The sequence below is a fragment of the Actinomadura sp. ATCC 39365 genome (assembly GCF_054392275.1).
On the sequence record NZ_CP184335.1, the window covers coordinates 5,726,176 to 5,750,816 of the forward strand.

Annotated in this window: 24 protein-coding genes; 16 read left to right on the forward strand and 8 right to left on the reverse strand. The window is 74.9% G+C overall.

Annotated features, from left to right (window positions below; genetic code table 11):
* The first annotated feature begins 10 nt into the window (after nucleotides 1-10).
* The 4 genes from ACNF49_RS27995 to ACNF49_RS28010 all read left to right on the forward strand — a co-directional run bounded on the left by ACNF49_RS27995 (nucleotide 11) and on the right by ACNF49_RS28010 (nucleotide 3,905).
* Complete coding sequence (locus ACNF49_RS27995; RefSeq protein ID WP_482939295.1) at nucleotides 11-1,918, forward strand: sensor histidine kinase; 1,908 nt, start codon at nucleotides 11-13, stop codon at nucleotides 1,916-1,918.
* On the forward strand, nucleotides 1,915-2,568 hold the full coding sequence (locus ACNF49_RS28000; protein WP_482939296.1) for a response regulator: 654 nt from the start codon (nucleotides 1,915-1,917) through the stop codon (nucleotides 2,566-2,568). Before ACNF49_RS27995 ends, ACNF49_RS28000 begins: the two co-directional genes overlap by 4 nt.
* 78 nt (nucleotides 2,569-2,646) lie before the next feature.
* Entirely contained in the window at nucleotides 2,647-3,423 is a 777-nt protein-coding gene (locus ACNF49_RS28005; protein WP_482939297.1) for an alpha/beta hydrolase, read from the forward strand.
* A 14-nt stretch (nucleotides 3,424-3,437) separates the two neighbouring features.
* The gene (locus tag ACNF49_RS28010) at nucleotides 3,438-3,905 is read left to right on the forward strand and encodes an alpha/beta fold hydrolase (protein WP_482939298.1); all 468 of its coding nucleotides are present in this window, start codon (nucleotides 3,438-3,440) and stop codon (nucleotides 3,903-3,905) included.
* A 103-nt stretch (nucleotides 3,906-4,008) separates the two neighbouring features.
* Here the strand turns inward: ACNF49_RS28010 and ACNF49_RS28015 are convergent, their stop codons facing one another.
* A complete protein-coding gene (locus tag ACNF49_RS28015; RefSeq protein WP_482939299.1) occupies nucleotides 4,009-5,751 on the reverse strand; it encodes a leucine-rich repeat domain-containing protein in 1,743 nt (580 codons plus the stop codon).
* Nucleotides 5,752-5,902: 151 nt separating this feature from the next.
* On the opposite strand from ACNF49_RS28015, the gene ACNF49_RS28020 reads away from it, so the two are divergent.
* From ACNF49_RS28020 to ACNF49_RS28035, 4 genes are all read left to right on the forward strand, one after another.
* Nucleotides 5,903-6,682 (forward strand): class I SAM-dependent methyltransferase, encoded by a 780-nt coding sequence (locus tag ACNF49_RS28020; protein ID WP_357977852.1) that lies wholly within the window; start codon nucleotides 5,903-5,905, stop codon nucleotides 6,680-6,682.
* A gap of 114 nt (nucleotides 6,683-6,796) precedes the next feature.
* On the forward strand, nucleotides 6,797-7,543 hold the full coding sequence (locus ACNF49_RS28025) for a class I SAM-dependent methyltransferase (protein ID WP_482939300.1): 747 nt from the start codon (nucleotides 6,797-6,799) through the stop codon (nucleotides 7,541-7,543).
* Between the two features lie 54 nt (nucleotides 7,544-7,597).
* Complete coding sequence (locus ACNF49_RS28030; protein ID WP_357977858.1) at nucleotides 7,598-8,488, forward strand: LysR family transcriptional regulator; 891 nt, start codon at nucleotides 7,598-7,600, stop codon at nucleotides 8,486-8,488.
* Between the two features lie 57 nt (nucleotides 8,489-8,545).
* Entirely contained in the window at nucleotides 8,546-9,031 is a 486-nt protein-coding gene (locus tag ACNF49_RS28035; RefSeq protein ID WP_482939301.1) for an ester cyclase, read from the forward strand.
* Nucleotides 9,032-9,102: 71 nt separating this feature from the next.
* Here ACNF49_RS28035 and ACNF49_RS28040 read toward each other — a convergent pair whose 3' ends face one another.
* From ACNF49_RS28040 to ACNF49_RS28050, 3 genes are read right to left on the reverse strand one after another with little or no spacing between them, the layout of a single operon-like run.
* On the reverse strand, nucleotides 9,103-9,690 hold the full coding sequence (locus ACNF49_RS28040) for a DUF3618 domain-containing protein (protein ID WP_482939302.1): 588 nt from the start codon (nucleotides 9,688-9,690) through the stop codon (nucleotides 9,103-9,105).
* Complete coding sequence (locus ACNF49_RS28045) at nucleotides 9,666-10,058, reverse strand: phage holin family protein (RefSeq protein ID WP_357977867.1); 393 nt, start codon at nucleotides 10,056-10,058, stop codon at nucleotides 9,666-9,668. The genes ACNF49_RS28040 and ACNF49_RS28045 overlap by 25 nt, the downstream gene beginning before the upstream one ends.
* Complete coding sequence (locus tag ACNF49_RS28050; RefSeq protein ID WP_357977870.1) at nucleotides 10,055-10,744, reverse strand: hypothetical protein; 690 nt, start codon at nucleotides 10,742-10,744, stop codon at nucleotides 10,055-10,057. The genes ACNF49_RS28045 and ACNF49_RS28050 overlap by 4 nt, the downstream gene beginning before the upstream one ends.
* Before the next feature lie 253 nt (nucleotides 10,745-10,997).
* On the opposite strand from ACNF49_RS28050, the gene ACNF49_RS28055 reads away from it, so the two are divergent.
* From ACNF49_RS28055 to ACNF49_RS28070, 4 genes are all read left to right on the forward strand, one after another.
* A complete protein-coding gene (locus ACNF49_RS28055; protein ID WP_482939303.1) occupies nucleotides 10,998-13,265 on the forward strand; it encodes a catalase in 2,268 nt (755 codons plus the stop codon).
* A gap of 386 nt (nucleotides 13,266-13,651) precedes the next feature.
* Complete coding sequence (locus ACNF49_RS28060; protein ID WP_482945597.1) at nucleotides 13,652-13,984, forward strand: RNA polymerase sigma factor; 333 nt, start codon at nucleotides 13,652-13,654, stop codon at nucleotides 13,982-13,984.
* Complete coding sequence (locus ACNF49_RS28065) at nucleotides 13,977-15,017, forward strand: hypothetical protein (protein WP_482939304.1); 1,041 nt, start codon at nucleotides 13,977-13,979, stop codon at nucleotides 15,015-15,017. The genes ACNF49_RS28060 and ACNF49_RS28065 overlap by 8 nt, the downstream gene beginning before the upstream one ends.
* Entirely contained in the window at nucleotides 15,014-16,750 is a 1,737-nt protein-coding gene (locus tag ACNF49_RS28070) for a GNAT family N-acetyltransferase (RefSeq protein ID WP_482939305.1), read from the forward strand. The genes ACNF49_RS28065 and ACNF49_RS28070 overlap by 4 nt, the downstream gene beginning before the upstream one ends.
* Nucleotides 16,751-16,765: 15 nt before the next feature.
* Here the strand turns inward: ACNF49_RS28070 and ACNF49_RS28075 are convergent, their stop codons facing one another.
* Complete coding sequence (locus ACNF49_RS28075) at nucleotides 16,766-17,878, reverse strand: ABC transporter substrate-binding protein (RefSeq protein WP_357977884.1); 1,113 nt, start codon at nucleotides 17,876-17,878, stop codon at nucleotides 16,766-16,768.
* A 213-nt stretch (nucleotides 17,879-18,091) separates the two neighbouring features.
* On the opposite strand from ACNF49_RS28075, the gene ACNF49_RS28080 reads away from it, so the two are divergent.
* Nucleotides 18,092-19,537, forward strand: a complete 1,446-nt coding sequence (locus tag ACNF49_RS28080) for a multicopper oxidase family protein (protein ID WP_482939306.1) — start codon at nucleotides 18,092-18,094, stop codon at nucleotides 19,535-19,537.
* Here ACNF49_RS28080 and ACNF49_RS28085 read toward each other — a convergent pair.
* Nucleotides 19,524-20,285 carry a hypothetical protein gene (locus ACNF49_RS28085; RefSeq protein WP_482939307.1) on the reverse strand — a complete coding sequence of 254 codons (762 nt, stop codon included), beginning with the start codon at nucleotides 20,283-20,285 and terminating at the stop codon, nucleotides 19,524-19,526. The genes ACNF49_RS28080 and ACNF49_RS28085 overlap by 14 nt on opposite strands.
* A gap of 93 nt (nucleotides 20,286-20,378) precedes the next feature.
* The gene (locus ACNF49_RS28090; RefSeq protein ID WP_482939308.1) at nucleotides 20,379-20,600 is read right to left on the reverse strand and encodes a DUF3072 domain-containing protein; all 222 of its coding nucleotides are present in this window, start codon (nucleotides 20,598-20,600) and stop codon (nucleotides 20,379-20,381) included.
* Between the two features lie 173 nt (nucleotides 20,601-20,773).
* On the opposite strand from ACNF49_RS28090, the gene ACNF49_RS28095 reads away from it, so the two are divergent.
* The gene (locus ACNF49_RS28095) at nucleotides 20,774-21,727 is read left to right on the forward strand and encodes a helix-turn-helix domain-containing protein (RefSeq protein ID WP_482945598.1); all 954 of its coding nucleotides are present in this window, start codon (nucleotides 20,774-20,776) and stop codon (nucleotides 21,725-21,727) included.
* A 30-nt stretch (nucleotides 21,728-21,757) separates the two neighbouring features.
* Here the strand turns inward: ACNF49_RS28095 and ACNF49_RS28100 are convergent, their stop codons facing one another.
* Nucleotides 21,758-22,447: an NUDIX domain-containing protein gene (locus tag ACNF49_RS28100; protein WP_482939309.1), complete on the reverse strand. Its 690-nt coding sequence runs from the start codon at nucleotides 22,445-22,447 to the stop codon at nucleotides 21,758-21,760.
* Nucleotides 22,448-22,682: 235 nt separating this feature from the next.
* On the opposite strand from ACNF49_RS28100, the gene ACNF49_RS28105 reads away from it, so the two are divergent.
* Together ACNF49_RS28105 and ACNF49_RS28110 are read left to right on the forward strand one after the other, a co-directional pair.
* Nucleotides 22,683-23,591: a glycoside hydrolase family protein gene (locus ACNF49_RS28105; RefSeq protein WP_482939310.1), complete on the forward strand. Its 909-nt coding sequence runs from the start codon at nucleotides 22,683-22,685 to the stop codon at nucleotides 23,589-23,591.
* A gap of 76 nt (nucleotides 23,592-23,667) precedes the next feature.
* Nucleotides 23,668-24,639: a helix-turn-helix domain-containing protein gene (locus ACNF49_RS28110; protein WP_482939311.1), complete on the forward strand. Its 972-nt coding sequence runs from the start codon at nucleotides 23,668-23,670 to the stop codon at nucleotides 24,637-24,639.
* Nucleotides 24,640-24,641 lie beyond the last annotated feature (2 nt).

Sequence of the window (24,641 nt, forward strand, 5' to 3'; positions counted from 1 at the left end):
GCCTGACGCCGTGAGCTCCGTTCTGCCGTGGTGCGTGCTCGTCGGCGTCGCCCTCCTGTACGGCGCGGCCGTCCGGAGCACCGCCGGGATCACGATCACGGTCGCCGCGGTCCTGGTGACGGCGGCGACGGTCGTCGCGGCCGCCCGCGGATGGCCGCCGCGGGCGCTGGCGGGCGTGGCGCTGCTGGCGGGCGGCGTGGGCGCGGTCGTCTGGGCGTTCGGGCGGGCGCACCGGCGGGGCCGGACGCGGCGGGCCGCCCTGGCCGCGCACCGGGCGGCGCGCTCGCAGGCGGCCGCGGCCGTGGCGGACGCCGTGCGCCTGAGGATGGCCGCCGAGCTGCACGACACCGCCGCCCACCGCCTCACCGGCATCGCGGTGGCCGCGGCGTCCGCGCTGCACGTGGCCGATCCGGCGATGCGGGAGTCCGCCCTGCGCCACGCCGGTGACGCCGCCCGGCTGGCCCGCGCGGAACTGGCGGGCGCGCGGGACGCCGTCTGCGACCTGCCGGCGATCGACGCCCTGGTCGCCGGCTGGCCCGTGCCCGGCGCAGACCCCGGCCGGGTCGGCTACCGCAGGACGGCCGCCGCCGCGCCGCCCGAGGTCGCGGCGGCCGCCTACCGGGTGGTCCGGGAGGGCCTCACCAACGCCGCACGGTACGCGGGCGGAGCCCGGCTGGACGTCGCCGTCCTCGCCGAACCTGGCCGGCTGACCGTCGAGGTGCGCGACACCGGAGGCACGCGCGAGCACGACGACCTGGGCACCGGCCACGGCCTGTCCGGGCTGGCCACGACCGTGGCGGCGTGCGGCGGCACGCTCACGACGGGCCCGGACGCCGGCGGCTGGACCGTCCGGGCCGCCTTCCCCGCCCCCGCCGGGCCGCCCCCGTTCCGGCGGGCGTGGTGGCGCGGGCGGCGGGCGTGGGACGCGGCGCTGGCCGGGCTCGCCATCGCGTTGACAATGGGGGCCGGCCTACTGCCGGGGGGCACGCCGGCGCCGCGGGAGTTCCTCGTGCTCGGCCCCCTCTTCGTCCTGCACGCCCTGCCCCTGTGGTGGCGGGTGCGGCGGCCCGCGTGGAGCCTCGCCGCGATGCTGTCGATTCATCCGGTGGCGATGGCGGGCCTGACCCCGACCCCCGCGGGCGACCTGTTCCTCTGGGCGTGGTGGGTGGAGCTGGCCCAGCTCTACGCCTTCGGCGCCCATCACCCCAGACGCCGGGGTGTGCTCGCAGTCCTCGCCGTCGGCCTGGTGGGCGGCCTCGCGCTGGCCCTCGGACCGGGCATCACCGGCGACCGGACGGCCGCGTGGGCGGTGCTCGCGACGGCCGTGGCGCTCCTGTCGGCTCCGGCGTGGGCGGCGGGCGTCCTGGTCGCGCGGGCGCGGGCGCGCCGACGGGCGGCCGCGACGGCCGAACGCGACCTGCTGGCCGGCCGGCTGGCGGACGTGGCGCGCGGCGAACGCGAACGGATCGTCGAGGGGCTGCGCCGCACGGCGGCCCGGCACGCGGACGCGGTGGTCACGGCGGCCGGCAAGGGCGATCTGGCGGCGGTGCGCGACGCCGCCCGCGCCGGGATCGACACGCTCCGGCGGCTGCTGGACGAGCTGCGCCGCCCCGCCGGAGCCGACGGCCCGCCGCCGACCCTCGCCGGGATGGAGGTGCTGGCCGCCCGGCGGCAGGCGGGCGTGCGCCACGTCGGCGACCCGGACGGCCTGGCCCCCGAGCTGGAGGTGGGCGTGTTCAGGGCCGTCGAGGAACTGGCCGGGGACCGGATCACCGTGTCCTACCTGCCCGACGGCGTGCTCGTCGAGGGGACGGCGGCCCGGCGCGCCCACCGGAGGCTGCACACCCTGGCCGACGGGTACGGCGGGACGCTCGCCACCGGCGGCCCGGACGACGTGCGGGTATGGTTGCCCGGATGATCAGGGTGATCGTCGTCGACGACCAGGCGGTGGTCCGGGTCGGGATCGCCGCGGTGCTGGCCGCCGAACCCGACCTCGACGTGGTCGGGCAGGCCGCCGACGGTGAGTCCGCCGTGGCGCTCGCCGCCGAGCTGCGCCCCGACGTGGCGCTCATGGACGTCAGGATGCCCGGCGTCGACGGGCTCGCCGCCACCGCCCGGATCACCGCCGGCACGCCGGGCACGCGGATCGTCGTGCTGACCACGTTCGGCCTGGAGGAGTACGTGTTCGGCGCGCTGCGCGCGGGCGCGTCCGGGTTCCTGCTCAAGGACGCCGAGCCCGCGCGGGTCGTCGACGCGGTGCGGGTGATCGCGCGCGGCGACGCGCTGCTCGACCCGGTGATCACCCGGCGGCTGCTCGAACGCTTCGCCGCGGCGGCCGACCCCGGCCCGCCCGCGCGGCCCGACGGGCTCACCGCCCGCGAGCGCGAGGTGCTCGGGCACGTCGCGCGCGGGCTGTCCAACGCCGAGATCGCCGCCGTCCTGGCGCTCAGCCCCGCCACGGTCAAGGACCACGTGGCGGCGATCCTGGCCAAGCTGGGCGTGCGCGACCGGCTGCACGCGACCATCCACGCCTACGAGTCCGGCCTGATCCGCCCCGGGGCCGGATGACCCCCGCCGCGCGGCGGGGGCACGGTTCGATCGCCGGCAGGAGGAGACGCGGCCCGCGCCTTCCTAACGTTGTGGCACATGAAACGTGTGTCAGGCGCGATCCTGCTGGTGGGCGCGGAGATCGCCGCGGTCGCCGCCGGGGCTCTGGTCTTCCTGCTCGTGGCGGCCGTGACGGCCGCCGTGCCGCTGTTCGCGGGGGCGGGGGTGCTCGCCGTCGCGGGCGTCACCTGGTTGCTCGGACGTCCCGTGCTCCGGCTGCTGGGGCTGCCCCGGCTGGTCCTCGCCTACGTGGTGGTGAACACCGTGGCGGTCACCGCCCTCGCCGGACTGGCGGCCTTCCGGCCCTTTCCGGTCCCGCCGCCGGCCGCGACGCCCGCCGGGGTCGCGTACTGGCAGCTCCCGACGGGCTCGCGGCTCGCCTACGTCAAGCTCGCCGGATCCGGCACGGCCGGCCGCCCACCCGTGATCTTCCTGCACGGCGGGCCGGGCACGCCCGGGGAGGGGCTGCCGGAGGGCAGCGAGGAACTGGCCGCCGCCGGGTTCGACGTCTACGCCTACGACCAGGTCGGCGCCGGCCGCTCGACCCGGCTGGCCGACCCGGCCGGGTACACGGTCGCCCGCCACGTCGCCGACCTGGAGGCCGTCCGGCAGGCCATCGGCGCCCCGAAGATCGTCCTGGTCGGCAGGTCGTGGGGCGGCACCCTGTCGGCCGCCTACCTCGCCGCCCACCCCGACCGGGTGGCCAAGGCCGTGCTCACCTCGCCGGGCGCGATCTGGGAGCCCGCCTTCCCCGGCGGCGTCGGCAGCCCGTGGGACGGCCTGCCCGCCCCCTCCAGGCCCGCGCCGACGCGCTGACGAGCTCCCCTCGCATGCTGGTCCAGTCGCTGCTCCTGGGGGTGAACCCGGCCGCGGCGCGGGCGCTGGTGCCCGACGCCGAGGCCGACGCCCGGATGCGCGCGCTGCTGCTGGTGGCCAAGGACGCCACGGGCTGCGCGGACGCGAAACCCGCCCCCGTGCACGGGAACCTGCCCGGCTTCTACAGCAACCAGGTCACCGCCGAGGACGCCGCCGCCGTCGCCGACCCGCGGCCCAGGTTGCGCGGGGTACGGGTGCCGGTGCTCATCATGCGCGGGCAGTGCGACTACCTGAAGTGGGAGGTCACCTACGACTACCGGCGCACCCTGCCGGACTCGACCCTGGTGTACGTCCCCGGCGCCGGGCACTCGATCGCCAACGGCCGTCCCGACCTCTACCGCGGCCTGATCCGCGCCTTCCTCCTCGACCGCCCGCTCCCCGTCGCCGCCTACACCGGCACCACCGATCCCGCCCGGTCCTAGTAGTACTTTGTTAGGTCCCCTTGCAGATCGCGGCGATCGGTGAGTGGCTGTGATCCCCGGCGACCGGCTCCGCTGTCACGGCGGCCACGCCGACCTCGAACGCCTACTCGAAGTCGATCTGGGCGGTCGGGTGTGCGGCGGTGATCCGGTCGCGGACCGCCCTTGGGAACAGGTTGCCGTACAAGTTGGCCACCGCCAGATCGGGGAGCGTGTCGAAATCCGCCGGCAGGTCGTTGAGCTGATTGAACCTCAGGTCGACGATCCGCAGCCGACGAAACGTCCCGATCCCGGCGAAGTGCTCGGGCTTGAGCTTGAGGCGCTTGGTGTTCCGCTGCCACCGGCTGATCCGGAGCTCCTCCAGCCCGGGCAGCTCCATGGCGAACAGCTCCCGCAGGAAATCGTGCGACGGCAGGGGTGTGCTGGCGCGGCGGCTGTCTCCGCCGAAGCCGAGGACCCGCAGCGCGGGCAGGCGGCCGAGGTCGGGCAGCGGGTCGCGCAGCAGACCGAGGCTGTCGCCGAGGTCGAGCTCTTCGAGGCGGGTCAACCGCAGCAGGCTGTCGGGGACGGTGTCGAAGAAGTTGCCGCTCAGGTCGAGCCGGCGCAGGTTCGGGAAGGTGGTGACGGCCTCGGGGAAGGTCCGCAGGAAGTAATGGCTCCCGCCGGTCATGGACACCTCCTCGACGGCGGCCAGCCCGTGCGCGGAGTCGGGGAACACGACGTCGGTCCCTTCGGCGACCAGCTTGCGCAGCGCGACCAGGTCGCCGAAGGCGTCCGGCAGGACGAACCGCGTCACCTCCGGCAGGTCCCAATCCGACCCCGACTCCGTGTCGACGGAGGCGGACAGGTAGGAGATGTCGAGTTCCTCCAGAGCGGTGAGCCGGCCGATGGCGGCCGGCAGCGTGAACTCGACCGTGTCCAGGTCCGTGTCCCGGTTGCCGGCGACGCACAGTACCCGGAGCGCGGCCAGGTCGCCGATCGATTCCGGCAGGGCGGTCAGCTCGCAATTGCGCACCGACAGGTGCTCCAGCCGGGTGAGCGTCCCGAGCGCCTCGGGCAGCTCGCCGATCGGGTTGCCGTCCAGGATCAGGGTACGAAGCCACGGCATCCGGAGCACCTCGGCGGGAAACTCCTTGAGGTTGCGACCGGTCAGGTCGAGGTGCTCCACCCGGTCGGCCCGGGACCGGGACACGTCGGCTTCGGCCGACTCGGCCGCCGTCCGGGCTCCGGGCCGCAGGACCGGCAGCCCGGCCCGCAGCCGGTCCAGGAACGCATCGATGTCCAGACAGCGGTCCTCCGCGTCGACGACCTCGGGCACGAACGCCTCGACGATGCCCGGCCTGGTGTAGTCGGCGTTCTTGGCGTCGCCGAAGTTGTCCACCCAGCGCCCGCCGACGGCGTGCACGTCCATGGCGTGTCCGAAGTCGATCACCCAAGGGGTCTCGACGGTCCCGGTCCGTAGCCGGCCGTGGTTGTAACAGCCGTAGACGAGGTGCGTGAAGGCGCCGTCGTGGATGTAGATCTCGCAGTCGCCGGCCTCCAGGGTCTCGGCCTCGGTGCGACCGCCGACGTAGAGTCCGGGCTGGTCCTCATAGAGCGCGATCGGGCCGTTGACCGTCAGATCGCCGGTGATCACGATCAGCTCGACGTCGTCCTCGTCGTCCCCGCTTCGCAGGGCACTGACGGCGTCCAGGAAGTCCCCGTCGACCGCGAGATCGCCGTCGAAGAACAGCACGCTGTCATAGTCGGACGACTCTGCGTCACTCTCGAACGCGGCGGACAACGCGCCGCTCAGACGGGCGTCGGCGTCGGCATGGGACAGGGATGCGGGGGTGGCGGATATCGACATGGCGACGAGCATAGGTCCGCGCTGTGACGGCCCTACGGGAAAGTCCAGCGCCGTCGTGAGGCTGCCGGCCGCCGCGCGTCCCGGGATCCGTGATCTTAGGATGCGGGTGACTCAGGGCCCCGCCGGGCGGCGGGGCGGGAGGGAAGATCGCATGGAGCGGGACGAACGGCTGCGTCACAGCTCGTCATTCGGAGCCGCGGCGGCCGCGTACGCCGAGCACCGGCCGGACTACGCGCACGCCGCGGCGCGCTGGGCGCTGGAGGCGGCGCCGGGGCGGCGGGTGCTCGACCTCGGCGCCGGCACCGGCAAGCTGACCGCGACGCTGGTCGAGCTGGGCGTCGAGGTCGTCGCGGTCGAGCCCGACCCGGCGATGCTGGCCGAGCTGCGCCGCTCGCTGCCGGACGTCCGCGCCCTGCCGGGCAGCGCCGAGGCGATCCCGCTGCCGGCCGCGTCCGTCGACGCGGTGCTGGCCGGCAACGCCATGCACTGGTTCGACATGGCCGTCGCGGGGCCCGAGATCGCCAGGGTCCTGGCGCCCGGCGGCGTGCTGGCCGGCCTGTGGAACGTGCTCGACGACGGCGTCGACTGGGTGGCCGGGCTCGCGCGGGCCGGCGGCGGCGAGGCGGTCGGCCCGCGTGACACGCCCGCCGCCTGGCGCGCCGCGACGGCCGGGATGCACCTGCCCAGGTCGGGTGCGCCCGCCCGGTTCGGGACGCCGGAGCAGGCGCAGTTCCCGCACGGCCAGCGCCGCACCGCGGACTCCCTCGCCGAGACGCTCGCGACCAGGGCGGGCATGCTGGTCATGCCCGAACGGGAACGCGCGGACCGGCTCGGCCGGATCCGCGCCTACCTCGCCGGCCGGCCCGAGACCGCCGAGGGCGAGTTCACCCTGCCGATGCTGACCGCCGTGTTGCGCGTCCGGCGCTTGTGAGGGGCACGACCGGTCATACCGCGGCCGTGAAGAGGTTTCACCTGCCGATCGATCCGAAGACAACGATCAAGCGGCCTCCCCTCGGACGGGTGACGGCCGGGAAGGCGGTGCCGCATGTCCGGAGCGCCGTTGTACGACACCATCGGAGCGGCCTACACCACGACGCGGCGCACCGACCCGCGCATCGCCGCGCGGATCTCGGCCGCGCTCGGCGACGCCGGGACCGTGCTGAACGTCGGCGCGGGCACCGGGTCCTACGAGCCGCCCGACCGTTACGTCCTGGCGGTGGAGCCGTCGGCGCTCATGCGCTCGCAGCGCCCCGCGGGGGCGGCGCCGTGCCTGCCGGGGTCCGCCGAGCGCCTGCCGTTCGACGACGGGTCCTTCGACGCCGCGATGGCCGTCTCCTCCGTCCACCACTGGCCGGACGTGCTCGCCGGCCTGCGCGAGATGCGGCGGGTCGCCCGGCGCGTGGTGGTGTTCACCCACGACACCAGCGACGCCGGCTGGCGCGACCGGTTCTGGCTCTCCCGCGACTACCTGCCCGAGGTGGCCGGCCTCGTGGCGGGCCGGCCCTCGGTGACCGAGCTGGCGGCGGCGATCGGGGCCCGGCTGGAACCGGTGCCCGTCCCGTGGGACTGCGCCGACGGCCTCTTCGAGGCCTTCTGGCGCCGGCCGGAGGCGTACCTGGAGGAAGACGTCCGTCGCGGGATGTCGGTCTGGGCCAGGCTCGGGCCGGACGTCGAGCGGCGCGCGGTGCGCGACCTGCGTGACGACCTCGCCTCCGGCCGGTGGGCCGGACGCAACGGGGACCTGCTCGATCTCGACGAGGCGGAGCTGGGCCTCCGCCTGCTGATCGCGTAGCCCGGATCCGGCCGACGCGGAACGCATGAAGGGTCTTCATGCGTTGTCGTCGCCGTGGACGATCTCACCCCCGCGGAACTCCGCGTCCTGGTCGCCGTCGACGGCGAGGGCAGCGTCACGGCGGCCGGCGTACGGCTGGGGCTGACCCAGTCGGCCGTCTCGCACGCCCTGCGCGCCGCCGAGCGGAAGATGGGAGCCGTGCTGTTCCAGCGGGGCCGCGCCGGCGCGCGGGCCACCGCGGCGGGGCAGGCCGCGGTCGGGCACGCCCGGCACATCCTGCGGCTCATGGACGTCATGCGGGCCGACACGCGCACCGCCGCCCGCGGCGAGGCCATCGGGACCATCCGGCTGGCCGCCTTCCGCAGCGCCGCCTTCCACCTGCTGCCGCGCGTGCTGGTCCGGTTCGGGCAGCGGCACCCCAAGGTCACCGTGGACGTGCGCATCGTGCCGGACCTGGGCAGGGGCATCGCCGGCGAGGTGGCCGACGGCCGGGCCGACGTGGGCGTCCTCACCCTGCCGATGTACGTGGACGGCCTGGTCTGCAAGGAGCTGTACGAGGAGCCGTACGTGCTGGCCCATCCGCTGGGGCATCCGGACCCGCGGTCGCTCCCCATGATCGACTGGCACGAGAACTGCTCGGGCGAGACCCGCCGCTGGCTGGCCGCGCAGGAGTGGATCCCGCCCGGCGACATCACGGTCGAGGACGACGGCGTCGTCATGTCGATGGTCGGGCACGGGCTCGGCGCGGCGATCGTGCCCCGCCTGTCCACGGTGGACGCCCCGGCCAAGGTCGCCATGGCCGAACTCGGCGAGGGCGCCCCCCGCCGCCGGGTGGGCTACGTGACCACCCGCGAGCTGGCCGGCTCCGCGCTGATCCGCGACCTCCTCGGCGAGCTGCGCACCCTCCGCCCGCCCGCGGGCCCGATGGCGGCCACCCATCCATGAGCCGCTGCTGACGACCGTTTGGCCGTGCGCTGCCCTGCTCTGGGTACGGTCCCTGGCATGGAAGAGGTGCCGCCGCCGACGGACGACATCGTGCACCGGCTGCTCGGCGCGGCCAACGCGCACGACGTCGAGGCGGTGTCGCGGTGTTACGCGCCGGACGCGGTCGTGGTGAGCCCCGAGATGGAGGCGGGCGACCCTGAGGAGATCGCCTCCTATTTCACCCAGATCTGGGATGGCTTTCCCGACCTGCACTTCACGCTGTGGGACACCGTCGCCCTGGGGGACACGATCGCCACCGAGCTGACGGCGACCGGGACGCACGCCGGCCCCTACCTGACGGTCGGGGGCGAGGTGCTGGCCGCGACCGGCCGCCAGATCACCGTGCGGGCCTGCTGGTTCTGGGACCTGCGCGACGGGCTCGTCGCCAGCCAGCGCCTCTACTACGACCAGCTGGAGATCTACGCGCAGATCGGCCTGTGCCTGCCGCTGTCCTTCGAGCCCCCGGACACCGGGGAGGCCGGGGACACCGCGGACCCGGGGTGACTCGCCCGACAACGGCGCAGGCCCTCACGGCCTGACGCGGCTGTGAGGGCCCGGGCGCGTGCGGTCGCGCGTCAGCCGGAGTGGTGACCGCCCACCTGGCGGGCCTGCTCGCGGGCCTGGTCGGCGGTGGCGGCGGCCGCCTCCGACGCGCTGTCCTTGACCTGCTGGACGGCCTGCCCCGCCAGCTCCTTGGCGTCCTGGCCGAGCTGCTGCGCCGACTCGCGGCCGGCTTCCACGACCGGTTCCAGCACGTCGCCGACCTGCTCGCGGAGCTGGCCGACGGCCTGCTCCTCCGCCTCGGTGGCGGGGATGAGCGTGGCGGCCAGCAGACCGGCGCCGAAGGCGATCAGGCCGGCCGCCAGGGGGTTGCCCTGGGTGCCCCGCCTGGCCTGCTCCGGCGCGGCCCGGACGGTCTCGGCCGCCACGTGGGCGCCGTGCCGCGCCCGGTCGGCGGCATGGGACGCCGTGTGGGACACGCCATGGGAGGGGGTCCCCATCACCCGCTCCCGCCACGATCGTGCCGCCTCCCGCACCCGTTCGGTACGGCGGCGCGCGATCCGCGCCGGGCTCGTCCGGTCGGCCAGCCGGTCCACGTCGGCCGCGAGTTCGGCCCTCGTGACGGCGATCTCGTTTCTCACTTCCTCAGGTCGCGTGCCCATTGCGCGTCCTCCTTGAGCGTCTCGATGGTCTGCTCGGGTCTCGGGTTGATCTCGCGCAGCCGGTTGCGGCCGTTGACGTACAGGACGCCGCCGATGGCCGCCCAGACGACCGCGAGAACGAGCGCGGCCCAGCCCAGGCCCATGACCTCGCCCAGGCCGAACATGACGGCCAGGGTCACCAGCAGCGCGATCATGTAGCCGGCGAAGCCGGCGCCGCCGAGCATCCCGGCCGCCTTGCCCGCCTTGGTGGCCTCCTGGCGGAGCTCGATCTTGGCCAGCTCCACCTCCTGGCGGAACAGTTTGGAGATGTCCTCGCCGATCTCGCCGACCAGCTGGCCGAGCGTCGGTTCCTCGGGTTGCGCGGTCATGGCAGGTCACTCCCGGTGCCGTAGGCGGGCGCCGCGGGGGCGGCGGGAGCGGCCGGTGGCGTGGTGAGCGGCGGCACCGGGCGGGTGTCGTCCTGCCCGAGTGGGTCGCCGAGCGGCCGGTGGAGCGGTTGCGGCGGCGCCGTGCCGGGCTGGGCGGCGCTCGGCAGGGTGGGGTCGGCGGGCGGCGCCGGGGTCGCGGGCTGGGACGCCGTCCCGGAGCTGTCGCCGGAGGCCTTGATGATGCGGCCCACCAGGAAACCGGCGGCCAGGGCGCCGGCCAGGAACGCGGCCGGGCGGCGGCGGGCGAAGCTCTGCACCTCGCTGACCACCCCGGTCAGGCCGTTCCTGTCGAGGTAGTCGGCCGCGCGCCGGCCCTGGTCGGCGGCCTGGCGTACGACGTTGGTCACCGGCGAGTCGGGCTTGGCCTGCTCGTGCATGGCCGCCAGGTCCTCCGACCACTCGCGCAGGCTCTGCGCGGCACGCCGGCTCTGCTGGTCGGACTGGGCGCGCACCCGGTCGCGCAGCTCGTCGACGGCGCGGCGGGTCTGCGCCCTGGCCTCGCCGGCCACCTGGACGGTGGCGTCCCTGGCGGTCCCGGCGACCTCCTGCGCGGCGGCCTTGCCTTGATGGAGCGTTCCCTCCTGGCCGGGCGCCGGCCGTCCGGTCCCCGTCGGGTATTCACTCATGGGTGCCCTCCTCGTGGGATTGATGCCGCCTGCGGCTACCCGGACGGCCCCGGCCAAACCAAAAACACCCCAACGCAGGGCAAAGAGCGCCTAAAGGGGATCGGTGTCCTGCGCTGCTCCAGAAGCGCTCCAACCATGCTCGTCCCGGTCACGAACCGCCCTGAAGTGCGATTATTCGCGTGATGAGGCTGGGCATGGGTAGGGAGGCGCCACACCTGGTCAATCCGTTGTGGCCCTTCCTAAGGAACCGAGCATGAACGAGTCGCACCCGCTCAAGTCCGCCGTGGACAAGGTCGTCGGCGCCGTCACCGACCGTGACGCCGTGCAGCCGGCCGAGATCCCCGGCGTGCCGAACAGCCTGCCGCCCGAGCTTGAGGAGCCGACCGAGCCGCGGGAACCGCTGCCGCCCAAGCCGGACCAGACCGGGCCCGAGACCGTCTCGCCCACCGGGCAGCCCACCGGCGCCTCGCAGGACCAGATGGCACAGGCCGGCGAGTACCTGACCACCGCCCAGGGGGTGCGGCTGCGCGACACCGACCACTCGCTGAAGGCCGGGCCGCGCGGCCCGGTGCTGCTGCAGGACCACCACCTGCGCGAGAAGGTCATGCACTTCGACCACGAGCGCATCCCCGAGCGGGTGGTGCACGCCCGCGGCGCCGCCGCCCACGGCGTCTTCCAGGCGTACGGCACCGCCTCGAACATCACCAAGGCGGCCTTCCTCGCCGAGGGCGTCAAGACCGACGTCTTCGTCCGCTTCTCCACCGTGCTCGGCTCGCGCGGCTCGGCCGACACCGTCCGCGACACCCGCGGCTTCGCCACCAAGTTCTACACCGCCGAGGGCGTGTTCGACCTGGTCGGCAACAACATCCCGGTCTTCTTCATCCAGGACGGCATCAAGTTCCCCGACGTCATCCACGCCGGCAAGCCGCATCCCGACCGGGAGATCCCGCAGGCACAGAGCGCGCACGACACGTTCTGGGACTTCGTCTCCCTGCACACCGAGGCCACCTTCCACACGATGTGGAACATGTCCGACCGCGGCATCCCGCGCTCGTTCCGCATGATGGAAGGCTTCGGCGTGCACACCTTCCGCCTGGTCAGCGCGGCGGGGGAGACGACGCTGGCCAAGTGGCACTGGAAGCCCAAGCTCGGCGTGCACTCCCTGACCTGGGAGGAGGCCCAGATCGCCGGCGGCGTCGACCCCGACTTCCACCGGCGCGACCTCGCCGACGCCATCGAGGCCGGCGCGCACCCGCAGTGGGAGCTGGGCATCCAGGTCTTCCCGGACACGCCCGAGCAGATGTTCGAGGGCATCGACCTGCTGGACCCGACGAAGATCGTGCCCGAGGAACTGGCCCCCGTCCATCCGGTCGGCCTGATGACGCTCAACGCCAACCCGTCGAACTTCTTCGCCGAGACCGAGCAGGTCGCCTTCCACGTCGGGCACCTCGTGCCGGGCATCGACATCACCGACGACCCGCTGCTGGCGGCGCGGCTGTTCTCCTACCTCGACACGCAGATCACCCGCCTGGGCGGCCCGAACTTCGCGCAGATCCCCATCAACCGGCCGCACGCGCCGGTCAACGACATGCTGCGTGACGGCTTCCACCAGACGGCCGTCCATCGCGGGGTGGCGCCGTACCGGCCGAACTCCCTGGACGGCGGCTGCCCCTTCCAGGCCGGGGCCGGGCAGGGCGCCTACGTCGAGGTGCCGCTGGAGGTCGCCGGACGCAAGGTGCGCGAGGCGCCCGCGACCTTCTCCGACCACTACAGCCAGCCGCGGCTGTTCTGGCTGAGCCTGTCCCCGGTCGAGCGCGAGCACCTCATCAGCGCCTACACCTTCGAGCTGGGCAAGTGTTACGAGCAGGCGGTCAAGGAGCGCCAGCTCCGGGTGCTGGCCAACATCGACCCGGTCCTGTGCCGGCAGGTCGCCGACGGCCTCGGGCTGCCCGTGCCCGAGCCCACCGTGCCGCTCGCCGACCCGGCGCCGAGCCCGGCGCTGTCGCAGGTCGGCCGGCAGTGGCCGCTGGACGGCCGGATCATCGGCATCGTCGCGGACGAGACCAGCGACCTCGGCGTCGTGGGCGCCGTCCGCCAGGCCGTGCTCGACGGCGGGATGACGCCGCTCGTCATCGCGCCCAAGGGCGGCAAACTGGGCGGCACGCTGGCCGTCCAGCGCACCTTCGCCACGGCCCGCTCGGTCGAGTTCGACGCCGTGCTGCTGGCCGGGGCGCCGGCCCCGGGCGACGACGCGTACGGCGCCCGCGACGCCAAGGCCGGCGACGGCGGCACCCCGGTCGACCCGCGCGTGCTGCTCCTGGTCGGCGAGGCGTACCGGCACGCCAAGGCGGTGGGCGGCTGGGGCGCGGCCGCGCAGGCGCTGCAGGCCGCGGGGATCCCGGCGCAGGCGCCGGGCGTCGTCACCGGGCAGGACGGCGAGGGCGTGCTCCGCGACGTGCTGGCCCTGCTGCCCCTGCACCGGGTCTGGGACCGCTTCCGCGTCCACCCCGACGTGGCCTGAGCCGGCAGAACGGCCCTCCGCCACCTCTCCATTCGCGCGCCGCGACGCCATGTCGCGGCGCGCGACGCGTGTTCCGGCCGCCCCTGAGCGCGATGCCTCCACCCCGGCCGTGAAAGAAGATCGCCCCACCGGTGGAGTAAGGGGTGTGACTGCCCATTCGACGGCTCATCCGACGGTTCGGAACCGCACCGGCCCGCCGGCGGCGATCAGCGACGAGGCCCTGCTGGAACTCTCGCGCCGCCGCCCCGAGCGGTTCGGCGAGCTCTACGACCGGTACGTCGGCGAGATCCACGCCTACCTGGGCCGCCGGCTCGACCAGCAGGCCGCCGACGACCTGACCGCCGAGGTCTTCCTGGCTGTACGGCTTCGCCGGCAACCTGATCGCCCTGCACCGGCGCACCGAGGCCCGGCGGCTGGCGGCGTTGCAGCGCAGCGCCGGCGCGCACGAGGAGCCCGAGCACGGCCACGAGGAGCGCGTCGTCATCCGCGTGGACGCCCAGAGCGAGCAGGGCCGGCTCGCCGCCGAGCTGCGCGCGCTGCCCGACGGCGACCGGGACGTGCTGCTGCTCAGCGCGCTGGGCGAGCTGAGCCATGAAGAGGTCGCGCAGGCCCTCGACATCCCGTACGGCACCGTCGGCTCACGCCTGTCGCGGGTGCGCAGGAAACTTCGGGCCGCCCTCGGCGGCGTCAACCCCTTGCATGGAGGCTCGGATGGATGACTACCGGGCGGTCCGGGATCTGCTGCCCGCACCGCCGCTGCGACCGGAGATCGAGCGGGCCGGCCGGGAACGGCTGGACGCCGCCGTCGCCCGCGAACGCCGCCGACCGGCGGGCCGGACCGCGAGGCGGCGCGCGTGGTCGGTGCTGCTGGCCGCGGCCGCCGCCGCCGCGATCGCCGTCCCGCGGCTCACGCCCCCGCCGGACGGGCCCGCCCGCCCGGCCGCGCCCACCCAGGCGGACGGCAAACGCTTCCTGCTGGTCGCGGCGGACTCGGTGGCCGCGCAGCCGGACGCGGGCGCCTGGTGGGGCGGCACGGAGGTGCGCGGCCGGCAGTTCCGCGAACCCGGCGGCCGGTACGTCCTTCGGGAGAGCGAGTCGGTCGAGACCTGGATCCCGGCCGACCCCGAGGGCCTGACCTGGTACCGGAAGGTCCCGCAGGGGATCGTGCCGGCGACACCGCAGGACGAGGCCGCCTGGGCCGCCGACGGCTCGCCCACGTCCTGGACCTTCGACCAGCCGGCGGCGGACGGCCGGACCGGGGTCGTGCGGGCCCGGCCCGGCCCGCCGCGGACCTGGTCCACCGAGGACCGGGACTTCCGCGTGCTGACCGCGGGCAAGCCGCTGACCAAGGCCGGCGAGGTGCCCGACACGCCGGAAGGGCTGAAGGCGTACCTCGGCTCCGACGACCGCGCGACCGTCGACGCGGCGGCGCGGCTGCTGCTGTTCGCGCCGGTGACGAGCCGGACCAGGGCGGCCGCGTACCGGCTGCTCGCCTCCCTGCCCGGGGTCACCGCCGCCGGGCCGGTGACCGACGTGCTGGGCCGCGCCGGTCAGGCGGTCGAGTACGACGCCGGCGAGTTCGCCCCGTCCGCCCTTCCAGGCGCGGCCAGGACCCGGCTGGTGATCGACCCGGTCTCCGGCAGCCCGCTTTCCGTCGAAACCCGTTCCGTCGCCGACGGCCTGCTCCTGACGTACGTCGCGATCAAGGACAGCCGCTGGGCGGACGTCAACCCCTTGAAGGAGAACCGATGAGACACACCCATGCCCTCGCCGCCGCCGCTCTGGTGCTGGCCGCCGGCCTCGCAGCCACCGCGACCCCCGCCTCGGCCGACGCGCCCAAGGGGGCGTACTGGCGGGTCGAGTCGATCCGCACCAGCGTCCATCCCCGCACGGTCGGCAGCGGCTATCACGTGACCCAGCGCAGCGTCAGCACCCACTGGTCGTCGCCCGAGGGCAGGAGCTGGAACGGGTACCGCGACCTGGGCGCCAGGCCCGCGACCGCGAAGGACGAGGCGGCCTGGCGCGCCGACGGCTCGCCGTCGAGCTGGGCGTACCGGACGGAGGGCATGAAGATCCGCCTGTCCACCGGCCCCGGCAAGGGCACCCTCGTGGCCGAGAAGCGCCCGCCCGGCTTCCGGCTCGGCGACGGGAAGTACGTGAGCCTCCAGCAGCTGCAGTCCCTGCCCGCGGACGCCGAGGGGCTGCGGACGCGCCTGGCCGCCGACGTCGACGCCTGGATCGACAAGGCGTCGCAGGAGGCCACGACCACGGACCCGAAGGCGCGCAAGCAGGACTGGCTGGACCAGCGCGACCGGTACGTCGCCGAGGAGGCCGTCACCCTGCTGTACGCGGTCCCGGCGCCGGACAAGCTCAGGGCCGCCGCCTACCAGGTGCTCAGGACCACCAAGGGCGTGGACGACCTCGGCGCCGCCAAGGACCCGCTCGGGCGCTCCGGCCGGAAGCTGGCGCTGCCGGACTCGGCAAGTCCGGCGTCACGACGATCACGGCGGCCTGGACCGACGACCGGCTCGCGGCCCCGCGGGTTCCCTAGCCGTCCTCCTCACCCGCGGGAAATCCAGGTGCGGTGCGCGGGCGGGATGGTGTGTGATCGGGGGATGACGATCGAGACGGGCAGGCCGGGGATCGACGGGCTCGGCGACGTGGTGCGGCTGCTGGGGGAGTGGCAGCACGACGGAGAGCCCGTGCAACTGCATCCGGGTGACGTGGGATGGTTCTGGCGGTTCGGCGCGCGGCGCACGGCGGAGGCCACCGTGACCTGGAGCCGGGCCGGGCAGATCGTCGCCGCCGGGCTGCTGGACGGCGCCGACCTGCTGCGGCTGGCGTTCGCGCCGGGGGCGTCGCAGGACGAGGAGCTGGCCCGGCGGGTGGCCGGCGACGTGTCGGTCCCCGGCCGCGGGGTGCTGCCCGAGGGGCGGGTGTACGTCGAGTCGCCGCCGGGCGCGCTGGTCCGGGAGCTGTTGCTGAAGGACGGCTGGGTGGCCGACGACCCGTGGACGGTGCTCGGGCGCGACCTCGGCGCACCCGTCCCGGATCCCGGCGTGCACGTCGAGGCGGTCGGGCCGGGGCAGGCGCACGAGTGGGCCGCGGTCCTGCGGGCGTCGTTCGACGGCTCGACCTTCACCGAGGAGCGCTGGCACGCGATGGCGGCGGGCGTCCCGTACACCGGCGCGCGGTGCCTGCTCGCCCGCGACGACCAGGGCGAGGCCGTGGCGGCCGTGGCGGTGTGGTCGGCCGGTGAGGGCAGGCCGGGGCTGATCGAGCCGATGGGGGTGCACCCGGCCCACCGGGGGCGCGGGCACGGCCGGGCGATCACGGTCGCCGCGGCGCGCGCGCTGCGGGAGGCGGGTTCGTCCAGCGTGCTGGTGTGCTGCCCGAGCTCCAACGCCGGTGCCGTCGCCACCTACCGGTCGGCCGGCCTCGAGCGGCTGGCGGAGAGACTCGACGTGTCCCGCCACCCCTCCTGAGGCGCCGGGTGGGGGTCAGGCGGTGTGCAGGGTGCGGAAGTGTTCCGGGTTCGCCGGGTCGCGGTCGGCCACCTGGATCGGGGGCCAGGCCCACTGCCAGACGCTGATGCCCGGCGCGCGGGAGAACCGGATCGGCCCCCGGGTGCCCTCGACCGCGACCTGCGGCCAGGATCCGGCGACGGCCGCCCGGTCCACCCCGTGCGAACGCAGCGCCTCGGCCAGGACGGTGACCGTGTCGTAGCCCTCGAAGGCGACGAACGACGGCGTTCCGGCCAGCCGCTCGCGAAGGGCCGTCCCGGCCCGCACGCCGAGGGGGCTCAGGCTTTCGGGCAGGTAGCGCAGGAACGGGATCGCGGCGCCGTCGTCGCCCAGCGACTCGGCCCACCCCGGGAACTCCGGCTGCCCGGCCGGCGCGCCGATCAGGGTCCCGGCCAGCCGCGGGTCGCGGCGCACGGCCCTGACGATCGGCACCGCCGGCTCCGGGTGGCCGACCAGGAGAAGCAGGGCCGTCGCGCCGTCGCGGGCGAGCTCGTCGCACACGGCCTCGGGGGTGCGGGCGGTCATGTCGAGTTCGGTGACCGTGCCGCCGCGGGCGGCGAGGTGGTCGCGCAGGATGCCGAGCCCCGACGCCCAGTAGACGCTCGGCTGCGTCGCCACCGCGACGCGCTCGTGGCCCGCGCCGAGGAGGAAGTCCGCGTAGATCCGCCAGCCGCGCGACTGCGCCGGGGCCAGGCGCGCGACCCACTTCGCGGGCTCGTCGGTGAGCGCGTCGAGGACCGCCGAGGAGCAGAGGAACGGCAGGCCGACGGCGTCGGCGCGGGCGGCGGCGGCACGGGCGACCACGCTGTGGTACTCGCCGGCCAGCGCGGCCACCCCGAGCCCGGCCAGCTCGTCCACGGCCGCCTCCGCCTTCCGCGGGTCGGCCGCGGTGTCACGGACCACCAGCTCCAGCGGCCGTCCGCCGATGCCGCCGGCGTCGTTGACGTCCCGCACCGCCAGTTCCAGCCCGGCGAGCAGGTGGCGGCCCGCCTCGACCCAGCCGGGCGGGGTGAGCGGGACGAGCGCGCCGATCCGGACGGACGGCCCGCCGGCCCGCTCGGCTCCCGGCTGCGATGACGGCGTGCTCATGCGCATGATCTCCCTCAGGTGATGATCTGTCGGCCCAGTATGCCGGGATCGCGGCGTCGCGTCGGCGCCGGGTCCGGGTGCGGATCGTCCCCGGGCCCGAGTACGGCGATCTTGAACCGCCCCGACGCGCGTGGCGTCGTCGTTTCGCGGTGACTCTCCGTTATTTTGCGAGATGGATGAGGGGGATCCGTAGTGACTGATTCGCGTGGGACCGTGTCCCGCAGGTTGTTCGTCAGCGGCATGTTCGCCGCCCTGGGCACCGTTCCGGCGGCCGCCGCCGGAGCGTCCGCCGGGCCGTCCGCCCGGCCGCCGGGGGGAGGGGCCGCCTGGGAGTCCGGCAGGAGGGTGTTGCGGGCCGCGCCCGCCACCGTGTCCCTCGGCGGGCGGACCGTGTCCACCTGGGCCTACGACGGCCTGCTGCCCGGCCCGACCATCCGGGCCACGGCCGGCGGCACCGTGCGGACCAGGCTCGTCAACGACCTGCCCGCGCCGACCACCGTGCACTGGCACGGCATCAGGATCGCCGCCGACATGGACGGCGCGCCCGGCCTCTCGCAGCGGCCGACCCAGCCCGGCGGGACGTTCGACTACGTGTTCACCGTCCCCGACCCCGGCACCTACTTCTACCACTCCCACGTGGGCATGCAGAGCGACCGCGGCCTGTACGGCCCGCTGATCGTGGAGGACCCGGCGGAGCCGCTCGAGTACGACCAGGAGTTCACGGTCGTGCTCGACGACTGGCAGGACGGCGTCAACGGCACGCCCGACGACACGCTGCGCACGCTGAACACCACCCCGCACGACGACACCCTGAGCAGCCACGTCCTCGGCGGCACGTCCGGTCACGTGCGCTACCCGTACTACCTGGTCAACGGCCGCACCGCCGACGAGCCCACCACCTTCGTGAGCCGTCCCCGCGTGCGCGCCAGGTTCCGGGTGATCAACGCGGCCGCCGACACCGCCTTCCGGGTGGCGCTCGGCGGCCACCGCCTGACCATCACCCACACCGACGGTTTCCCGGTCAAGCCGGTCACCGTGGACACGGTCGTGATCGGCATGGGGGAGCGCTACGACTTCGTCGTCACGCTCGAGGCGGGGGCGTTCCCGCTGATGGCGATGGCGGAGGGCAAGGCCGGGCGGGCGTTCGCGGTGGTGCGCACCACGCCGGGCGCCCGCACCCCGTCACCGGACGGCGCCGTGCCGGAGCTCCAGCGGCGGCAGCTCGCCTACCAGGACCTCCAGGCGCGCCGCCGCGACCAGCTGCGCCCGCCGTCCAGGACCGTCACCGTCACGCTCGGCTGGCGCCAGGGCACCGCCGGCAGCGAGTGGCCGCTCAACGGGCACCTCTCCGACGACCCGCTGCGCCTGCGGGTCGACCGGGGCGAGACGATCCGGATCGTCATGCACAACGACACGCACATGTGGCACCCGATGCACCTGCACGGCCACACCTTCCAGGTCCGGACGACCGAGCGCGGCGGGCCGCGGAAGGACACCGTGAACGTCATGCCGTACAAGCGGATCAGCATCGACGTGCACGCCGACAACCCCGGCGAGTGGATGTTCCACTGCCACAACCTCTACCACCAGGAGCAGGGCATGATGGGCCTGCTCGGCTACGGCAAGCCCCCGAAGCGGCGGCACGTCATGAGCCACTGACCGGCGTCCGCGCGGTCGTGTGCAGGTAACCGGCCACGGCGGCGAGCAGTGACGCCCCCCAGAGCAGGAAGACGGGGTAGGTCCCGGCGAAGCCCCAGCTCCCGTCGAGGACCTCGGTGCCGCCGCCGGGCGCGCACGTGCGGGTGACGCCGAACGCGAGGCAGTTCGTCATCATCGCGCCGTACTGGCCGACCAGCATGCCGACCACGGCCGCCGGGACCACCGCGAGCGCGCGCGGCACTCGCCGTCCCCCCGCCAGGGGCACCCAGCGCGGGACGACCTGTCCCCATCGGGCGATCAGCCCCAGGGTGAGCAGCCCCCCGGCCACCGGCCCGGCGACGAGCAGCACCCAGAACACCGCCGAGCCGCCCAGCTCGGCCAGGCCCGCGCGGGAGCCCTCCGCCACGCCCAGCGGCAGGCCCAGCCCCCACAGCAGGTGCGGCACCGAGAAGCCCAGCACCGGCAGGACGGCCGCCGTCCAGGTCGCCGTCCTGGCCCAGAGGGCGGGCCGGACCGTCCCGTCGGCCCGCCGCCGGTGCGGCCGCGCGGCGGTACGCGTCCCGAAGCGGACGGCCGCCAGCGCCAGCAGCACCCCCAGCGCGGCGAGCAGCGACTGCCGGGCCAGCGCGGGGTCGTCGAGCTTGCCGAACGCCAGCCGCATGACCAGGTTCCCGGGCGCCACCAGCACGAGGGCGGCCGCCGCCGCCCAGCCCGCGGCCAGCAGCGCGGGCCGTGTGAGTGATCTCATGGCCGCCCACGGTAGGCCGCGCGGCCCGCCCGCGATCTCCCTCCCGAGAGGGAAACGCCTCCCCTGCGCGGGGCAGAGCCGGGACGCGCCGGATCAGCCGGTGCCCTCCGGCGGAGTGCCGGACGCGCGCAGGCGCTCGCTGTTCTCCTGCAGCTCGTCGATCAACCGGGACGCCTCGGCCTTGCTCAGCCCGCCGGGCACCTCCCTGCCCACCTCCCTGGCCAGGGTGTGCAGGTAGGACTCCTGCGGGCCGGTCATGGACTCGTCCCCGGTCGTCCAGTCGTCGGGGTCCTTCTCCACCGGTCCGTGACTCATGCCGACTCTCCTAGAACTCACGTTCTCCTGGGTCAGCACGCCATGCCCGCAGAAGCGCGCCGCAAACGCGAAGACGCCGGTGGTCCGGCGGGCTCTTCCGCCGGTGCGGGCCATCGACTGACCGTGGCGGAAATGCCATGGTTCGGGAAGTTCCTGCCATACTGGCGGGCGTGATACGCAGGGTCGCGGCCGTGGTCGGAGACATGGTCGCCGCGTTCGAGCTCGGGATCGTCTGCCAGGTGTTCGGGCTGGACCGCACCGACGACGGGCTGCCCGTCCACGACTTCGCGGTCTGCGCGGCGGAGCCCGGCGCCATCCCCACGACCTCGGGGTTCGCCGTCCACGTCGAGCACGGGCTCGACCGGCTCGCCGACGCGGATCTGGTGGCCGTACCGGCCTGGCCGCGGCTCGACGCGCCCGTCCCCGCCCCGCTGCTGGCGGCGCTGCGGGACGCGGTCGGGCGCGGCGCCAGGGTGCTGACCGTCTGCACGGGCGCGTTCCTGCCGGCCGCCGCCGGGCTGCTCGACGGCAGGCGCGCCACCACCCACTGGCAGTTCGCCGACCTGCTCGCCCGCCGTCATCCCGAGATCACCGTCGAGCCCGGCATCCTGTACGTCGAGGACGGCCCCGTGCTCAGCAGCGCAGGAGCCGCGGCCGGGATCGACGCCTGCCTGCACCTCATCAGGCTGGAGTACGGCGCCGCCACGGCCAACGCCCTGGCCCGGCGCCTGGTCGTACCGGCCCATCGCGCCGGCGGGCAGGCCCAGTACGTCGAGGCGCCCATGCCGCCGCAGCGCACCCCGTACGAACTGGCGGAGCTGCTCGACTGGATCCTGGCGCACCTCGACCGGCCGCTGACGGTGGAGGCGCTCGCGGCGCGCGCGGCCATGTCGCCGCGCACGTTCGCCCGGCGGTTCAAGACCCTGACGGGCACCACCCCGCACCGCTGGCTGCTCGAACGCCGCCTTCAGTTCGCCGAGGAGCTGCTGGAGACCACCGATCTGGGCGTGGACGCCGTGGCCGTCCGGGCCGGGTTCGGCGGCGCCGACACCCTGCGCCACCACTTCGCCGCCCGCCGCGGCGTCGCCCCCGCCGCCTACCGCCGGGCCTTCCGCCGCCTTCCGTGACGCCGGGCCGCGACAGCTCGGCGACGGCCCCTACGGCCGCGTCACGGGCCGGTCCGGCGTACGGGCGGGGGAGAAGGGGCCGCTCAGCGCCGCCCACTGCAGCAGCATGATGGTCTTGGCGTCGGCGATCTCACCGCGCCCGACCAGATCGAGGGCGTGGTCGAAGCCGAGCTCCATGACCTCGATGTCCTCGCCTTCCGCGGCGACCCCGCCGCCCGCGGAGGTGCGGGTCGCGGCGCTGTAGGGCGCGGCGTAGAAGTGCAGGCGTTCGGTCACCGACCCCGGGCTCATGTAGACGGAGAAGACCCGCTCGACCTCGCCGACGGTGTGGCCGGTCTCCTCGGCGGCCTCGCGCCGGATCGCCTCCTCCGGCGCCTCGTCGTCCAGCAGCCCGGCCGCGGTCTCCAGGAGCATCCCGTCGGGGTGGCCGTTGACGTAGGCCGGGTAGCGGAACTGCCGGGTCAGCAGGACGGTGCGGCGGTCGGGGTCGTACAGCAGCACGGTGGCGCCGTTGCCGCGGTCGTAGGTCTCCCGCTGCTGGGTGCTCCAGCGGCCGTCGGCGTGCTGGTAGTCGAAGGTGGTGGTGCGCAGCACGTACCAGTTGCAGGCCAGGAGCCGCACGTCGCGCACCCGCACCCGGGGGTTGCCGGTCAGGTCGCGTCCCGCCTGGTCCAGGCCGGTACGGCCACGCCCGTCGGGAACGTCGACGCCCGCGGTCACGACGACCGTCCACGCCCGGCGGACGCGCCCGCCGCGGGGATGTGGCGGCCGGGAGGGACCGGCCTCTCCGCCGCTCTGCCCGCGCGGACGGGAGCGGGCTGTCGTGCCGATCGTGGCGTCATGTCGCCCTTTCGTGATGGATGCCGGATCCCGGTCACCGAGTATGGCAGGAAATTCCCGTATGTGAGCAGTGCTGCCACTGCCGCACGATCCCGCCCCCGCGCAGACTCGGACCATGACCGCAAGCACGTACCCCCGTCCTCCGCTCGTGCCGTCCTTCCCGCTGCCCGGCTCCGGGACCGGGCGCCACGCCGTCGCCGTTCCGGCGCCCGGCCGCGGGCCGCGGCACTGGGCCGGCGCGCCGAGCGCCACGCTCGACGCCGACGGCACGTACGTCCTGGCCTACCGCGTACGCGACGGCGGCGAGGACCACAACGCGGTGGCCCGCTCCACGGACGGCGAGCGTTTCACCACGGTCGCCGTGCTGCCGCGCGGCCGCTTCGGCGCCGCGATGGTGGAGCGCCCCGCCCTGGTACGCCTGCCCTCCGGCCGGTGGCGGTTGTACGTCAGCTGCGCCACGCCGGGAACCAGGCACTGGTGGATCGGCGTCGTCGAGGCCGCGTCCCCGGAGGGCCTGGCCGGGGCGGACGTGCGGCCGGTGCTCACCGGCGACGCCCGGACCGGCGTCAAGGACCCGGTGATCCGGTACGACGGCACCGGATGGCGGGCCTGGATCTGCTGCCACCCGCTGGAGACGCCCGGCGCGGAGGACCGGATGAGCACCGCGTACGCCACCAGCCGCGACGGGCTGAGCTGGCGCCGGCACGGGACCGTCCTCACCGGCCGGCCCGGCTCGTGGGACGCCCGCGGAGCCCGGCTGACCAGCGTCCTGCCCGACGGCCGGGCCTGCTACGACGGGCGGGCCTCGGCGGCGGAGAACTGGCGCGAACGCACCGGCCTGGCCACACCGGCCGGCGCGACCGGGGCAGGCGAAGCGCCGCTGCTGACGCCGGTGGACGGGCCGCCGGTGGCCGACGTCCGCTACCTCGACGTGCTCCCGCTCCCCGACGGCACCCACCGGCTCTTCTACGAGGCCCGGCTCCCCGACGGCAGCCACGAACTGCGCACCGAACGGGTGACCTGACAGGCGCCGTCACCGGCCCGGCCGCCGGCCCGGCGGCCGCTCTCTACAATGGCCGGGTGAATCTGGATCGGGCCGTGTGCGGCACGTGCTGAGCGCTGCGGGGCTGGGCGCGGAGGAGGAGGCCGCCTACCGGCTGCTGGTCAGGACCACCGAGGTGGAGTCCGACGCCCTGGCCGAGGAGCTGGGCGTGGCGGCCGAGGTGGCGCGGCAGGCGCTCGGCTCGCTGCTGGCCAAGGGCCTGGCGCGCGCCGTGCCGGGCGAGCCCGGCCGGTTCACGGCGGTCGCCCCCGACGTCGCGCTCGCGGCCCGGCTGCACCGGCGGCAGGCCGAGGTCGACCGCGCGCGGCATGCCATGGAGCAGCTCACGGGGGAGTACCTGGCGCACGCCCGGCGGCGCGAGGCCGCGCAGCTCATCGAGGTGATCACCAGCCGGGCGGCGCTGCGCGAGCAGCTCCGGCTGCTGCAGGACGGCGCCCGCCACGAGGTGCTCAGCCTCTGCCGGGCCGGGCACGTGGCGATGAGCTCGCAGGAGAACAGCGAGGAGCTCGCGGCCCTGCGGCGCGGCGTCGGCTACCGCGTCATCTACGAAGGGGCGTTGCTGGAGGAACCCGGCATGCTGGTCAACCTCGCCGACGGCATCACGCTGGGGGAGCAGGCCCGCGCGCTGCCCGTCCTGCCGGTACGGATGATCATCGCGGACGGCGAGCTCGGGGTGCTCCCGCTCATCCAGCACACCGACGGCCTGACCCAGCTCACCGCCGCGCTGATCCGGCCCAGCAGCCTGCTCGACGCCCTCAAGGCCCTGTTCGAGAGCCTGTGGGAGCGGGCCACCCCGGTCAGCCTCACCAACCCCGGCAGCCCGCTCGACGCCGACCATCTCTACCTGCTGTCGCTGCTGGTCGCCGGCGTTCCGGACAAGTCGATCGCCACCCAGCTCAAGATCTCCCAGCGGACGGTGCAGCGCAGGATCGCCTACCTGATGGAGCGGGCGGGTGCGCAGACCCGGATGCAACTGGCCTGGCACGCCGCCCGCGAGAACTGGCTCTGACC

Excerpts from the sequence above, each read along its gene's own strand:
- ACNF49_RS28090 (WP_482939308.1), bottom strand. The coding sequence starts at position 20,600 with ATGAGTCACGGACCGGTGGAGAAGGACCCCGACGACTGGACGACCGGG.
- ACNF49_RS28025 (WP_482939300.1), top strand. The coding sequence starts at position 6,797 with ATGTCCGGAGCGCCGTTGTACGACACCATCGGAGCGGCCTACACCACG.
- ACNF49_RS28045 (WP_357977867.1), bottom strand. The coding sequence starts at position 10,058 with ATGACCGCGCAACCCGAGGAACCGACGCTCGGCCAGCTGGTCGGCGAG.
- ACNF49_RS28040 (WP_482939302.1), bottom strand. The coding sequence starts at position 9,690 with ATGGGCACGCGACCTGAGGAAGTGAGAAACGAGATCGCCGTCACGAGG.
- ACNF49_RS28020 (WP_357977852.1), top strand. The coding sequence starts at position 5,903 with ATGGAGCGGGACGAACGGCTGCGTCACAGCTCGTCATTCGGAGCCGCG.
- ACNF49_RS28085 (WP_482939307.1), bottom strand. The coding sequence starts at position 20,285 with ATGAGATCACTCACACGGCCCGCGCTGCTGGCCGCGGGCTGGGCGGCG.
- ACNF49_RS28070 (WP_482939305.1), top strand. The coding sequence starts at position 15,014 with ATGAGACACACCCATGCCCTCGCCGCCGCCGCTCTGGTGCTGGCCGCC.
- ACNF49_RS28050 (WP_357977870.1), bottom strand. The coding sequence starts at position 10,744 with ATGAGTGAATACCCGACGGGGACCGGACGGCCGGCGCCCGGCCAGGAG.
- ACNF49_RS28105 (WP_482939310.1), top strand. The coding sequence starts at position 22,683 with ATGACCGCAAGCACGTACCCCCGTCCTCCGCTCGTGCCGTCCTTCCCG.
- ACNF49_RS28055 (WP_482939303.1), top strand. The coding sequence starts at position 10,998 with ATGAACGAGTCGCACCCGCTCAAGTCCGCCGTGGACAAGGTCGTCGGC.
- ACNF49_RS28000 (WP_482939296.1), top strand. The coding sequence starts at position 1,915 with ATGATCAGGGTGATCGTCGTCGACGACCAGGCGGTGGTCCGGGTCGGG.
- ACNF49_RS28005 (WP_482939297.1), top strand. The coding sequence starts at position 2,647 with ATGAAACGTGTGTCAGGCGCGATCCTGCTGGTGGGCGCGGAGATCGCC.
- ACNF49_RS28035 (WP_482939301.1), top strand. The coding sequence starts at position 8,546 with ATGGAAGAGGTGCCGCCGCCGACGGACGACATCGTGCACCGGCTGCTC.
- ACNF49_RS28075 (WP_357977884.1), bottom strand. The coding sequence starts at position 17,878 with ATGAGCACGCCGTCATCGCAGCCGGGAGCCGAGCGGGCCGGCGGGCCG.
- ACNF49_RS28010 (WP_482939298.1), top strand. The coding sequence starts at position 3,438 with ATGCTGGTCCAGTCGCTGCTCCTGGGGGTGAACCCGGCCGCGGCGCGG.
- ACNF49_RS28015 (WP_482939299.1), bottom strand. The coding sequence starts at position 5,751 with ATGTCGATATCCGCCACCCCCGCATCCCTGTCCCATGCCGACGCCGAC.
- ACNF49_RS28065 (WP_482939304.1), top strand. The coding sequence starts at position 13,977 with ATGGATGACTACCGGGCGGTCCGGGATCTGCTGCCCGCACCGCCGCTG.